Consider the following 13,937-nt stretch of genomic DNA (forward strand, 5'->3'; position numbering starts at 1 on the left):
AATGTAGTGGTAGATTCTCAAATTTGCTACGAGATTGTTGATTGTGGTGAGAGATTCTCAAATCTGCCACGTGATTGTCGTATCGGGTTGTGAGCAACCTTTAATACCTGAAAAAAATGAACCACGCTGACGCCGCCGAAAAGTTTAATAAGGATTTTGACCGTACTACTTGGCACGACGAAACGCTCTGGTGGGTGCGCCAAAAGCGCGACCGCGCGGCTTTTGCCATTCCCGAATGGGAACAACTCCGCGAAACCGCCTCTCAAATCAAGCACAACGTGTTGTCTAACTTAGATAATTATTTGATTGAATTTGAGAAAAATGCGCAGAAAAACGGTATTACAGTGCATTGGGCGGCCGATGCCCACGAGCATAACCAAATTGTCCTTTCGATTCTGAAAAGCCAAGGCGTGACGGAAATCGTGAAGAGCAAGTCGATGCTGACCGAAGAGTGTCACCTCAATCCATACCTGACCGAAAACGGCGTGGAGGTGATTGATACCGACTTGGGTGAGCGCATCGTGCAGCTGGCCGACGAGCCACCGAGTCACATCGTTTTGCCGTGTATTCACTGGAAAAAAGAAGAGATTGGTGTCTTATTTCATAAACATTTGGGTACACCAGAAGGCTGTGCCGACCCCGTTTTATTGACGCACGCGGCCCGCGCCAACCTCCGCGAGAAGTTTTTGACGCGTCGCGTGGCCATTACGGGCGTGAACTTTGCCGTGGCCGAAACGGGCGAGTTTGTGGTGTGCACCAATGAAGGCAACGCCGACATGGGCGCGCACCTCGCTGATGTACACATTGCGTGCATGGGCATCGAAAAAATCATTCCCAAACGCGAACATTTGGGCGTTTTTCTGCGCCTCCTGACGCGCTCCGCTACTGGGCAGCCTATTACGACTTATTCGAGTCATTTTGGTAAACCACGCGAAGGGCAGCAAATGCACATTGTGTTGGTGGACAATGGCCGTACGGTGCAATTGGGCCGCGAGCAGTTCCGCAATTCGCTCAAATGCATTCGCTGTGGGGCCTGTATGAATACCTGTCCCGTGTATCGTCGCAGCGGTGGGCACAGCTATCACAATGCCGTGGCGGGGCCGATTGGAGCCATTTTGGCGCCCAATTTGGACATGACCAAAAATGCAGATTTGCCCTTTGCCAGTACCCTTTGCGGTAGTTGTTCAAATGTGTGCCCCGTTAAAATCAACATCCACGAGCAGTTGTACGAATGGCGTCAGGTGCTGACGAAAAGCGGACATTCGCCCACCGCCAAAACATTGAGCATGAAGGTGATGTCGGCAGTATTGTCCAATCCGACCGTGTATCATTTGTCGGGGAAAATCGGCCGGTTTGCCATGGCCAATGCCCCGTTTGTGGTCAATAATTCATTCAATCCTTGGTTCAAACAACGCGAAATGCCCGAGCCACCCAAGGAATCGTTTGGCGAATGGTACAAGAAAAACAGGGGTTAGAAGTGAGGAAGTAGGGGCAAGCCTTGCGTTTGCCCAGCGAGTTAGAAAGAGCCAAACATTGACCTAAATTTCTATGCTGCTTCAGTTGCATTTAGATGCTTCAAGCATGACAAAAATATATTAAAATGAGTCGTGAAAAAATACTGGCTGCCGTAGCCAAAAATAAACCAGCTTTGACGCCGTTGCCCGAAATTCAAAATTTTGGCAACCCTTACGCGAATTTGGTAGAACAGTTCAAGACCGTTCTGACCGCAATTGGCGGTGAGGTGGTGTACGTCAAAGATTGGGAAGAAATCAGGGCGTATATCCAAGCGCATTTCGGTGGGCGTCGCATTGTGACCAACATTGACCCGTTGGCCGATGTAGCGCAGGAAAGTTGGCTAAAATCAGACCCACATTCTTTGGAAGATGTGGGCTTGGCCATTTTGAAAGGTCAATTTGGTGTGGCCGAAAATGGCTCTATTTGGGTCACCGAGACCGAAATGGGGCAGCGCGTAACCCCTTTTATTGCCGAAACGCTCGCCTTAGTAATTCAAAAATCAGCACTCGTGCCCAAGATGCACGACGCTTACGTCCGTATTGGAGGAGAGCGTTATGGGTTTGGGGCCTTCATCGCGGGCCCTTCCAAAACCGCTGACATTGAGCAATCTTTGGTCTTGGGAGCGCATGGCCCTAAGTCTATGTTGGCGTTTTTGATGGACTAAACAAAAATCCTATAAAAAGTACTGGGGCGCAAAGAGATTATATTTCTTTGCGCCTTTTTATGTACAGTCGTTATTTCTCTCTTAGTTTGTGCATCATAAATCAAACTTCTGCTCCTTCCTAAAATGCGTTTTCTCAAAATTCTTCTCAAAATTCTCGGCGGTCTGGTCGCGCTGATTGCGGTTGTATTGGTGTGTATGTTGACTACCATCGACGATACGCCCTACCAAGAAATGCCCTATTATCAACAATGGAAGACCCAAATGAAGGAGCTGCCGGTTAGAAAGCAGCCATCGGGTGTTAATCAATTGAAAGCGGGTTGGGCAAAGGTAAATTTTACGCCAAAATCACCCACGCCTACGGCTGGATATGGCGTAAGGCGGGGGGCTTTGTACACATCGGTGCATGATTCTATTTATGTTCGGGCCGTAGTCATCGAAAATGGTGACACCAAAGCCGCCATCGTTGCCGCTGATTTATTGATTATTCCGCCCGCTGTTACCGAACAACTCAAAGAGAAACTCAAAGCAACGGGAATTCCGTTTGAGCAGGTTTATTTTGGCGCAACGCACTCACACAACAGTATGGGTGGTTGGAGTGAAGGAATTGTCGGGAAGTTGTTTGGGGGAGAATTTAACGAAGCAAATGTAACGTGGATTGCCGATGCGATGGTTAAAGCAGTGACTTTGGCGCAAAAAGACCTCCAACCTGCAACAGTGGCGTACAATCAATTGGCTGATACCGCGCGTGTTAGAAATCGGGCGTTTGATGAAGGGACTATTGACCCGTTTGTGCGTACCATGCAGTTTGTAAGAAACGACGGCCAAAAAGCCTTGCTGTGTTCCTACGCAGCCCATTCAACGATTATGAGTTCCGACAACATTGTGCTCTCGCGCGACTACCCAGGGGTGTTGGTAGATTCGTTGGAAAAAGGGGAAGCCAATTTTGCGCTGTTTATGTCGGGGGCGGTGGGGAGCATGGGGCCTAAAATTGGGGTAGAATCCGATTCTGACTTTGTTAAAGTGGGGACCGAAGCCGACAGTTTAGAAAGCGATGTTCAGAAGCAACTTACTCAAATCCAACCTTTCCCAAATCCAGCTTTTCAAATGGTAACGCTCCCATTGCCGCTGCGCCAGCCAGTTCCGAGAGTTACCACGGGTTTGAGCATGAGGCCTTGGGTGTTTCATTGGGCTTTTGGCGATTATCCCAATTATGTCAAGGCGATGCGCATTGGTAACGTTTTGATGGTGGGTTTTCCGTGTGATTTTTCGGGAGAATTGGTGGCCGAAATGAGCGCTTATGCCGAAAAGAAAGGATTGCAGTTGATGGTTACGAGCTTCAATGGAGGGTATATTGGGTACATTACACCCGATAAATACTACGGAAGAGATACCTACGAAACCCTCACCATGAACTGGTTTGGGCCTTACAACGGTGCCTATTTTCAGGAAATTGTGCGCGATTTGGTGGATAAGATGTCTGCATAAATTCAACGTTGGCGAGGACTGGGTCGCACCGGCGGACTGGTCCTCGCCAACGTTATTATTTACTTCTGTGGTCTTTTATAACGAATAGGCGCTTCGGGCTCGGGTTTGAGCGTCACGCTTTGCGTTTTCAACAATTCCAACGCTACCTGCACCGATTTTTCCAGTTGCGGGTCTTCGCCTTTGGCTACTTTGGCGGGGTCTTGGTGAACCTCCACATCGGGCGCAATGCCTTCGCCTTCTACCGACCATTTTCCGTCAATATCATAAAAACCACCGCGTGGCGCTACCATGCGACCACCGTCAATGAACGGCGGGGTATCCCATGTGCCGACCAGTCCTCCCCAGGTGCGAGTGCCTACCAACGGGCCGACTTTGGCTTGGCGGAACAAGAACGGCATCAAATCACCCCCAGAGCCAGCGCGCTCATTGATAATCATCACTTTAGGGCCCCAAAGCCCAGCCATCGGTGTGGTAAAGGGCTTATGGTCGTTGGCGCGGCTGTTGAAATATCCTTGTAATTTTCGGGCCAAAACGTCCACGATATAGTCAGCGGCCGAACCGCCACCGTTGTTGCGCTCGTCAATAACCGCTCCCTTTTTATCCTGTTGGGCAAAATAATAACGGTTAAAATACTCGTAGCCACCATTGCCCGTATTGGGAATCCATACGTAGGCCAACTGGCCCTTGGAAAGTTCGGATACCTTGCGGCGATTGCCTTCTACCCAAGCCCGCGTGCGGAGCTGTGCTTCGTTGGCAATGGGTACGACCGTAATCAGCTTGGCGGTTTTTAAGTCGGTAGTAGCACCTACCCGAATTTTGATTTGACGATTGGCCGTTCCTTCCAATAAACCATAAATATCCATTTCTGCCGTAAGGGGCACGCCGTTAATTTCCAGCAGATAATCACCTTCTTTGACGTCGATGCCCGGGCCAGAGAGCGGAGCACGTAACTCAGGATTCCAGTTTTCGCCCGTAAAAATGGTTTTGAGGCGATATAGCCCGTTTTCAATGCGGAAATCTGCGCCTAAAAGTCCCGCAGGATTGTTATTATCCAAGGTTGGAAAATCACCGCCTGAGGTATAGGAATGCCCTACGGCAATTTCTCCGCCCAAAATATCGACCACGTAATTGAGGTCGGTGCGGTGACGAACGTGGTCAATCCAAGGCGAGTACCATTGATAAACGTCGTTCCAAGGAGCGCCGTGGGTATTGTTTACGTACAGAAAGTCTCGCTGGTAGCGCCAGCCTTCGCGGAAGATTTGCTTATACTCGGCTTTGGGGTCAATCTGAATTTTCATGCCTGCCATGTTCAGCTTTCCGTCGCCTGGTTTAGGGGGATTGGCGGTGGCTACAATACCCCATGAACCTTCGCTGCGGTACAGCAGATTTTTGCGGTCGTGTGCCGTAACGGCATATTGAATTCCCTTCAAAAAATCTTCGTTTTTCTGGTCTTTGAGGGTGTATTTGTGGAGAATAAAACCAGGCTGGTCGGGGATATTTTCGGTAAAAAACAGCGAACCTTCGGGGCCTTCGATGATTTGGTCATAATCTTTTACCGCTACTTTGGGCAACGCCAGAATGCGCTGGTCAAGTCCATCCAAATCTATTTTTACCACAACTCCCTTTTTAGGTTCTGGCTTTTCGTCCTTTTTGGGCGCTTCTTTGCCTTTCTTGTCCGTTTTCTTGGATTTGTCGTCGGTGGTTGGCTCTTCTTTCTTTTCGGGTTTTTCTACGATTTCTTCGTCACTTTTGGGCAGAAAAGGAGATGCCTCGCCTTTGGCCAAAACAATCATGTATACCCCACGGGTAACGGGCATTTGATATGAGCTCATGTCAAGCCAACCCGTGTTTAGCGCAAAATTAGTACTTGCTAAAAAATACAGATACTTACCATTCGCGTCCCAGACGGGCGAAATCGCGTCTGACATGCCGTCGGTCAATTGATGCGTTTGGCCCGTTTCAAGGTTATAGACTTTGATGGCTTTGTGTTGATTGTCCAAAATACGGGCGTAGGCAATCCATTTGCTGTCGGGCGACCAAACGGGGTTCAGACTGCGATTTGGGTGCGCAAAACGCTCTGTATCAATCTTTTTGGGTTGGCCACCCTCAACTTCCATAACCCATAAATTATAATCCGTATCGGTGTATGAAATATATTTGCTGTCGGGCGACCATTGGGGTTTAAAGTAAAATGTGGGATTGGGTAAGGCCACGGCGCGTGGTTTTTCGAGTCCTTCTTGGTCCGAAATCATCAACTGATATTCACCGCTGGCGTCCGAAAACCAAGCAATCTTCTGACCATTGGGCGACCATACAGGCGAGCGGTCGGCCACGCCTGAACTGTGGCTGATGTTGCGCCAATCGCCGTTTTCTTTGGGAACGGTAAAAATATCTCCTCGGTATTCAAACAAAGCCCGTTTGCCTGTGGGAGAAAGCGACGCATTCAACAGGGCCGACGGGCGCACATCTTGCCAGCGGGGCAATGCCCACGTAAAATCTCCCTGAACGTTGATTATCAGTTGTTTGGTTTGCCCAGTTTGCGGGTCGAGCAGGTGGAGGTAGCCTCCTTGTTCATACACGATGCGGTCATTGGAAGCATCCAGACTTTTTACGTCAAAATCTTTGTGAAAGGTGACCTGCTTGAGTTCATTGGTTTTGGGGTTGAACGACCAAATATTGTTGGCATAGTCGCGCTCAGAAAGAAAATAGACCATGTCTTTGTACCAAATGGGGTCGGTATGGCGCTCACGGTCGGTTTGAGGAGTAGTTTTGAGCGTAAGGGTTTTTAAGTCCACAATCCAGATGGGTTGGGCCTGTCCACCGCGATAATTACGCCATTCGGGGTCCCAAAAGCCGATGGTTTGGTAGGCCGCCATTTGGCCATCGGCCGAAATCTCTCCCGCGTGGGCTTGCGGAATGGGCAGTTCTTCCTGAAATCCGCCCTTGATGTTGACTTTGAAAAACTTAGCAATGGCGGTTGGATATCCACTGCGCCCCGAACGAAAAACGACACTCTGCCCGTCGGGCGTCCAGCCCTGCACGGCGTCTTCGCCTGGATGCCAAGTGAGGCGTTTGGGTTCGCCGCCAGTGGCAGGAATAACGTACACGTCGGTGTTGCCAGCGTACTGGGCCGAAAATGCAATCAGGCTGCCGTCGGGCGAAAAATGAGGGAGGGATTCGGTGCCTTCGTGGGTCGTGAGGCGTTGAGCTTTGCCGCCGTCGCGGTCAACGAGCCAGAGGTCGTCGGCATATACAAAGACAATGGCGCGGTCGCTGACGGTGGGTTGACGCAGCAGACGAGTGCCTTGCGCCGAGGCGTGGCTACCGTTGCCCCAAAAACCAACCAGTAAGGCCAGAAAGGGTAGAAATCGCATGATGAAGGGTTATTTAGTTGTGCTGAAAATTACGCATATTTGCAATGCTCCCCAAATCTATTTGCCCGTTGTACGCTAGCGATTTATCTCTGCGGTTTCTCTGTATTCAAGGTTATCGTTATTCGATTTTATAAAGTACGGAAATCAACAAATACTGATTTTTCCAAAGGCACTACTTCATGGTGATTGACTTTGAGCAGTTGCGGCCCCGCTTGAAGGTATATTTTGTAGTGACTTCCTTCAAATACTACCCGTTTTACCACACTTTCTACCCCGTAAATGGTGGGCGAAAGGGAGATTGTGAGTTTTTCGGGCCGAATGGCAATGCGACCATCGGGAAGACGGGAATGTACATGATTTTTGAAAAAATCCGCATCCAATAGATTTATCTCTCCCGTCAGTTCGGCCACGTAGGCATCGGCGGGTGAATGATAAATGGCTTCTGGCGTTCCGAGCTGAATCAAATTTCCGTGGTGTAAAATACCCATGCGCGTGGAGAGGCTGAGGGCGTCATTGGCGTCGTGCGTGACAAAAATGCAGGCAATGCCCGTTTGTTCGGCCAGCTCTCGAATGGTTTCGGTGAGGCGGCGGCGGTTGGGTAAGTCCAAATGGGCAAATGGCTCATCCAATAGCAATACTTTGGCTTCTTCGGCCAAAGCACGGGCAATGGCGGTGCGCTGTTTTTCGCCACCAGAAAGCGATTTGGCGGGATGCTCAGCCACGGATTCCAGTTGACAAAGCTGGAGTAATTCGTCCACCCGTTCGTCGCGGTAGGCTTTTTCGTAGTACCGCAACGCGTAATTTATGTTCTCTCGGACCGTCAACGGTGCCGAAAGATTATAGTCTTGATGAACAATCTTGATGTCGGGATGGCCTGGAATGAGCTGGTCGCTGGCAAGGCGTAATTTTTGTCCCTGAAGCCAAATGTCCCCTTCGTCGGGGTCCAATAATCCCGCCGCAATGCGGAGTAAGGTGCTTTTGCCAGAGCCGCTTTCGCCCAGTAAACCAAAGATTTCACCTTCAAAAAGCGCAAAGCTAACTTCTTTGACGACCCATTGTTTTTGGTATATTTTTGAAACGGAATTGAGTTTAAAAAAAGACATTGTTCGCAAAACTATAAGTTACCTCTCTGAAATTTCGGTTTTTATCGCTCAAAAGTACAACAAACTATTGGGTATAAAATTTCTTAGCTAACTTGCCTTGTCAATGGTATGTAAGGGGAAGGATAAGAAGTACGGACATTACAATCTGTGACTTTAAACTCCTGTTTTCCTGCACCAGACTAAACACTAAAAACCAAACTTTATGATTCGTCAATTACTCTATGGAGGAGTACTGGCATTGGCGTGTGTTGCGCAGACTTTGGAAGCGCAAACGACGTACAATAGCCACGCACAACTCTCCGGCAGACTTAAAAACCTCTCGACAAAGTTCAACGCATTGGCTTCGGTGAGTTCTATCGGTAAAAGCGCCGGTGGTCGCGACCTTTGGCTTCTTACCTTAGGAAAAGGAGATGCCACCAAAAAACCAGCCATTCTCATTGTGGCTGGGCTAGACGGTACCCACTTGGCAGGTAGTGAATTGGCCATCCAGACGGCCGAAAAAATGCTCGGAGCAGCCAATGCTGACAGCGTTGCTAAGCTGTTGGAAACCAAAACCTTCTATTTTCTGCCCAGCATGAACCCTGATGCGCAGGAGCAGTTTTCGGCTAAACTAAAGTACGAACGTACAACCAATGACTCCAAAACCGACGACGACCGCGACGGCCGCGTAGATGAAGACCCGTTTGAGGATCTCAACGGCGATGGTGTCGTATCATGGATTCGCGTAGAGGATGCGGCGGGAACCTACGTAGCGAGCAAAGAAGACCCGCGCATTCTGGTCAAAGCTGACCCTTCAAAGGGCGAAAGCGGTAAATATTTGGTTTATACCGAAGGCATTGATAACGACAAAGATGGAGTATACAACGAAGATGGTGCGGGTGGTGTAAACCCAGAAAAGAACTTCACGTTTGATTATCAGATATTTACAACTGGTTCGGGCGAACACGCCGCTTCGGAGCCAGAAGTACGCGCTTTACTGGATTTCCTGTATCGTGCCCCCAATATTTTTGCGGTTCTTACCTTTGGCCCCAACAACAACCTGAGCGAAGCTCCGCGTTTTGACGCGGCAAAAGTGGCTCGTCGGATTTTGACTGGGCCACTCGCAAAAGATGCCAAAGCAATGGAGCAGGTGTCAAAATTATACAATGGTCGTACGGCTTTGAAAGACGCACCGACCATGCCGCAAACACGCGGAAATTTCTCCCAAACGGCCTATTACCACGCGGGTCGTTATAGCTTTACGACTCCAGGCTGGTGGACTCCCAAAGTAGAAGCCCCCAGAGATACGACCAGAAGAGCCGCCGCAACGGCCCCAACTACCCCTTCTCCAACGGCACCTGCTGCCACAGGCGGCCCCGCTGGTGGTGGACGCATGGGCGGTGGTGGTGCCGCCGCCGCAACAAGCACGGCCAATGCAAGTGAAGACGATGCTCGTTTTCTGAAGTGGGCCGACAAAGAAAAATTGACGGGTGTGTACGTGGATTGGAAAACCATTCAACATCCTGATTTCCCCGGCCAAAAAGTGGAAGTGGGGGGGATTGTTCCTTTCTCTAAATTGAACCCGCCGGTCTCTTATTTGACCGCCGTTGCCGATAAACATGTAAAATTCCTGACGGGATTGGGTGCGCAGATGCCCGAAATTCAATTGGTAAATGTAAAAACGGAATCCTTGGGCAACGGCCTGACGCGCATTACGGCAACCGTTATCAATAAAGGATTGATGCCAACCTACGCCGAAATCGGCGACCGTGTTCGCTTTGTTCAGAAAGTAAAAACCGAACTAAAATTGGGAGCTGGACAGGCCATTGTGTCGGGTAAACGCCTAAACCTACGCGCCGCGCTTGCTTCTGATGAGTCGGAAGAATACACGTGGTTGGTGTCGGGAACTGGTAAATTGACCATTGAAACGGGATGTCCTACGGCAGGCGTAAAATCAGCAGATGTCACGTTGAAGTAGGGCTTTCTGTTAATCGTTATTTGTTATCCGTTAATTGTAAAAACAATGAAAAAACACATTCACTCATTTATATATGCACTCGTTTGCTGCACTTTAGCGGTCAACGCTTTTGCACAAACTGCCCCCCAAACCGACCCAGACCTGAACGGTATGCGGGCGATTGGTACCCCCGCCAATCCTAAAGTTAAATGGGGTTGGAATTATTACATGGACTACGCTGGGTTCAACAAACTGATGCAAGAATTGGCCAAAGCCTATCCCGATTTGGTCAAATACGAATCCATCGGAAAATCGTTTCAGGGACGTGAGATGTACGTCATTACCGTTACGGATTTTAAAAGCGGAAAACCCGAAAATAAGCCTGCTTTTTGGATCGACGGAAACATTCACGCCAATGAGTTGCAGGGAACGCAGTTTGCCATGTACACGGCTTGGTACTTGGCCGAGAGTTTCGGGAAAATGGATTTTGTAACCGATATGTTGAAAGGACGTACATTCTACATATTGCCTTCACTTAACCCCGATGCGCACGAAAATTTTATCTATAAATCAAACACCACCAGCTCGTCGCGCTCAGGCATGATGCCGCTCGACGACGACGGCGATGGTTTGGTGGATGAAGACACTTACGATGATTTGGATGGTGATGGCAACATCGTGACCATGCGTCGCAAATCTCCTACGGGGCGGTATAAAGTAGACCCTGATTTTCCGGGTCGTATGATTTTGGCAAAGCCAGATGAGCAAGGAGAATACGAAATGCTTGGTTTTGAGGGAATTGATAATGACGGTGACGGTCGCGTAAACGAAGATAATCCGGGAGCATACGACCCCAACCGCGACTGGGGCTGGGGCTGGCAGCCTGATTATATTCAGGGTGGGGCGCTTTTTTATCCGGGAACATTGCCCGAAACAAAAAACGTGAAGAAATTCTTCTACTCACATCCAAACATTGCGGGTGCGCAAAGTTACCACAACTTCGGCGGGATGTTTTTGCGTCCTCCTGGCGCGGAAGAAGATGCCATGTACGTGCCGCAATCTGACATTGCCGTGTATGACGTAATCGGAAAAACGGGTGAGAAAATGATTCCAGGGTATAAGTACTACGTGCTTTGGAAAGACCTTTATACGGTGTATGGCGGTGAAATTGACTGGATTGGACTGGGACGTGGCGTGTTTATGTTCTCCAACGAAATCAATACATCTTGGCGGATGTTCAACAAAAACTCTACCGAAAACCGCAACCAAAACAGCGAGTTTGAGGAGTTTGATAAGTTCTTGTTGTTGGGTGACGGCTACGTCAAATGGAAGCCCATCAAACACCCACAATACGGGGATATTGAAATCGGCGGGACCAAACGCAACTACATTCGTAACACGCCGGGCTTTTTGTTGGAAGAAGAAGGGCACCGTAACATGGCCTTTACCATGCTTCATGCCTACCACATGCCTAAGTTGGAAATCATTGATATTAAAACCAAAGCTTTGGCCAACGGCCTGACGGAAGTAACGGCGGTGGTACAAAACCAACGGGCTATTCCGACCCACTCCGCGCATGATTTAAGATTCAAAATCGAGCGACCTGATTACATCACGCTCAAAAACGCGCAAGTATTGGCGGGAATGATTGTAGAAAATGAAGATCTGGGAATCACGAGAGAACAAAAATATAATCCGCAAACGATTGAAGTGGCCAACATTGCTGGTACTGTCGGCGGCGGCGGTGGAGGCGGTGGTTTTGGCGGTTTCGGTGGCGGCGGAAATTCCGTGAAAGTACGCTGGATTGTCAAAGGCAAAGCCGACAAATGGACCGTTGAGGTAGACAGCCGCAAAGGAGGCATTGTTTCCAAAACCCTGTAAAGTACCGTACATTTTACATTTATTATTTTTCTGTTCTTCGGTTTTGCAGTTCTATAAATCGGGCAGACGCTTCTGGGCAGACGCAAGGCCTGCCCCTACTGGTTTTTTAATTTTGCATTCATATGAACGAAAAATTGGCTGCCCGAAAGCGCAGCCAATTTTTTTTGCGCCGTTTTTTTACGTTCTTCGTTTAACCTAATATTAACCCCACTTCATGAAGCTTCTCTTTACACTCATCACGTTTGTTTTCTTCGCCACAACCGCAACTTTTGCCCAAGAATACGATGTACTCATACGCGGCGGTAAAATTGTAGACGGTACCGGAAATGCTTGGTTTTACGGCGATGTAGCCATCAAAAACGGCAAGATTGCGCGCGTCGGCCAATGGCCAAATGCCACCGCCAAGATAATATTGGATGCCAAAGGGCTGATTGTGAGTCCGGGGTTTATTGATGTACACACCCACATTGAAGAAGACGAATTCAGATTGCCTACGGCCGACAATTTCATTTATGATGGTGTTACTACTGTGGTAACGGGTAATTGCGGTTTGTCAAACGTAGATTTAGGGCTGTATTTTAAGCAACTAGACAGTGTCAAAACATCGGTCAACGTGGCGTCGTTGATTGGCCACAATGACGTTCGGAAAGCGGTGATGGGCACGGCCAATCGGTTTGCAACCACCGAAGAGCAACAGCGTATGGAAGTCCTCGTCGAAAAAGCCATGAAAGACGGGGCCTATGGTCTGGCCACGGGGCTGATTTACGTACCCGGTACCTATTCCAACACCGAAGAAGTGGTGGGATTGGCCAAAGTGGCGGCTCGCTACGGCGGCGTGTATGCCTCGCACATTCGTTATGAAGGTGATGAAGTCCTGACCGCCATCGAAGAGGCCGTCAATATCGGGCGGCAAGCCGCTATTCCTGTTCAGATTTCGCACTTTAAAGTAAGCGGACAAAACAACTGGGGACGCTCCAAAGAGACCATTGCGGCTGTCGAAAACGCCCGACGTGAAGGCATCGACGTCACCATTGACCAATACCCCTATACCGCCAGCAGCACTGGGCTAAATACATTACTGCCAAGTTGGGCGCTGGCAGGCGGGCTGGATTCTATCAAAGCACGCGTCAACGACCCTGCTACGCGTCAGCGTATGGTGAAAGAAATGGTGGCAACGCTCAAACGTCGTAAGCAAAATCACTTTACCTACGCTGTAGTGGCCTATTATGACGCTGATACCACGCTCAACGGTAAAAATATTGAAGAGATAAATCTCCTGAAAGGGCGCAAACACAAAGCAACCGTAGAAGCCGAGACCATCATGGAAATGGCCGTCAAAGGTGGGGCTAGTATGGTATTTCATGGCATGGGCGATTGGGACGTCGAAAACATTATGCGGTATCCGCAAAATATGTTTGCCTCTGATGCTTCTATTCGGGTGTATAACTTTGGTGTGCCTCACCCGCGCGGCTACGGCACCAACGCCCGCGTGTTGGGTTACTACGTACGTCAAAAAAAAATCATCCCCTTGGAAGAAGCCATTCGTCGCATGACTTCATTGCCCGCCCAAAAATTCAAGTTGGCCGAGCGAGGATTGCTTCAATCTGGTCGCGTGGCTGACGTACTCGTATTTGACGAAAACACCATCATCGACGTTTCTACCTACGACCGTCCGCATCAATATTCACGCGGGATGAAATACGTCATCGTCAACGGGGAATTGGTTGTAGAAAATGAAAAACATACGGGGCTGCGGGCTGGAAAGGTATTGCGGAAAGGGGAGTAAGTTTCTGCCCGATTTTGTTTGTCAAACCCTGCATTTTTTTCATAATGGTGAGGTTTTAATTGCTTCTCACACAGGCTAGAGGCGCAAATCTGGCACGTATGCGGCATTTTGCTAATAAGTCAGATAACTACTGTATCTTGATACAATTACCATTAACTAAATTGGTGTAGGTAAGATTTAAGAAAATTAGCAA

Annotated in this window: 8 protein-coding genes; 6 read left to right on the forward strand and 2 right to left on the reverse strand. The window is 49.0% G+C overall.

Annotated elements, in window-relative coordinates:
• Positions 1-116 precede the first annotated feature (116 nt).
• The 3 genes from NCI00_RS15995 to NCI00_RS16005 all read left to right on the forward strand — a co-directional run bounded on the left by NCI00_RS15995 (position 117) and on the right by NCI00_RS16005 (position 3,664).
• Positions 117-1,475, forward strand: coding sequence for a lactate utilization protein B (locus tag NCI00_RS15995; protein WP_253529145.1), 1,359 nt, complete (start codon positions 117-119; stop codon positions 1,473-1,475).
• Between the two features lie 125 nt (positions 1,476-1,600).
• Entirely contained in the window at positions 1,601-2,179 is a 579-nt protein-coding gene (locus tag NCI00_RS16000; RefSeq protein WP_253529148.1) for a LutC/YkgG family protein, read from the forward strand.
• A 123-nt stretch (positions 2,180-2,302) separates the two neighbouring features.
• On the forward strand, positions 2,303-3,664 hold the full coding sequence (locus tag NCI00_RS16005; protein WP_253529150.1) for a neutral/alkaline non-lysosomal ceramidase N-terminal domain-containing protein: 1,362 nt from the start codon (positions 2,303-2,305) through the stop codon (positions 3,662-3,664).
• A 59-nt stretch (positions 3,665-3,723) separates the two neighbouring features.
• On the opposite strand, the gene NCI00_RS16010 is transcribed toward NCI00_RS16005, so the two are convergent.
• Both NCI00_RS16010 and NCI00_RS16015 read right to left on the reverse strand, forming a co-directional pair.
• Positions 3,724-7,038 (reverse strand): S41 family peptidase, encoded by a 3,315-nt coding sequence (locus tag NCI00_RS16010; protein WP_253529153.1) that lies wholly within the window; start codon positions 7,036-7,038, stop codon positions 3,724-3,726.
• A gap of 128 nt (positions 7,039-7,166) precedes the next feature.
• Positions 7,167-8,141 carry an ABC transporter ATP-binding protein gene (locus tag NCI00_RS16015; protein ID WP_253529155.1) on the reverse strand — a complete coding sequence of 325 codons (975 nt, stop codon included), beginning with the start codon at positions 8,139-8,141 and terminating at the stop codon, positions 7,167-7,169.
• A gap of 202 nt (positions 8,142-8,343) precedes the next feature.
• Between NCI00_RS16015 and NCI00_RS16020 the strand changes: the two genes are divergently transcribed.
• From NCI00_RS16020 to NCI00_RS16030, 3 genes are all read left to right on the forward strand, one after another.
• Positions 8,344-10,098, forward strand: a complete 1,755-nt coding sequence (locus NCI00_RS16020; RefSeq protein WP_253529156.1) for a M14 family metallopeptidase — start codon at positions 8,344-8,346, stop codon at positions 10,096-10,098.
• A 45-nt stretch (positions 10,099-10,143) separates the two neighbouring features.
• Positions 10,144-11,958, forward strand: a complete 1,815-nt coding sequence (locus NCI00_RS16025; RefSeq protein WP_253529157.1) for a M14 family metallopeptidase — start codon at positions 10,144-10,146, stop codon at positions 11,956-11,958.
• 214 nt (positions 11,959-12,172) lie between these two features.
• Positions 12,173-13,744 carry an N-acyl-D-amino-acid deacylase family protein gene (locus NCI00_RS16030; protein ID WP_253529158.1) on the forward strand — a complete coding sequence of 524 codons (1,572 nt, stop codon included), beginning with the start codon at positions 12,173-12,175 and terminating at the stop codon, positions 13,742-13,744.
• Positions 13,745-13,937: the final 193 nt, after the last annotated feature.

Origin of the sequence: Runella salmonicolor, assembly GCF_024158025.1 — a bacterium.
GTDB classification, from domain to species: domain Bacteria; phylum Bacteroidota; class Bacteroidia; order Cytophagales; family Spirosomataceae; genus Runella; species Runella salmonicolor.

What these genes read in the sequence shown, in the direction of transcription:
- NCI00_RS15995 (WP_253529145.1), top strand. Translation starts at nt 117, where the DNA reads ATGAACCACGCTGACGCCGCCGAAAAGTTTAATAAGGATTTTGACCGT.
- NCI00_RS16000 (WP_253529148.1), top strand. Translation starts at nt 1,601, where the DNA reads ATGAGTCGTGAAAAAATACTGGCTGCCGTAGCCAAAAATAAACCAGCT.
- NCI00_RS16005 (WP_253529150.1), top strand. Translation starts at nt 2,303, where the DNA reads ATGCGTTTTCTCAAAATTCTTCTCAAAATTCTCGGCGGTCTGGTCGCG.
- NCI00_RS16010 (WP_253529153.1), bottom strand. Translation starts at nt 7,038, where the DNA reads ATGCGATTTCTACCCTTTCTGGCCTTACTGGTTGGTTTTTGGGGCAAC.
- NCI00_RS16015 (WP_253529155.1), bottom strand. Translation starts at nt 8,141, where the DNA reads ATGTCTTTTTTTAAACTCAATTCCGTTTCAAAAATATACCAAAAACAA.
- NCI00_RS16020 (WP_253529156.1), top strand. Translation starts at nt 8,344, where the DNA reads ATGATTCGTCAATTACTCTATGGAGGAGTACTGGCATTGGCGTGTGTT.
- NCI00_RS16025 (WP_253529157.1), top strand. Translation starts at nt 10,144, where the DNA reads ATGAAAAAACACATTCACTCATTTATATATGCACTCGTTTGCTGCACT.
- NCI00_RS16030 (WP_253529158.1), top strand. Translation starts at nt 12,173, where the DNA reads ATGAAGCTTCTCTTTACACTCATCACGTTTGTTTTCTTCGCCACAACC.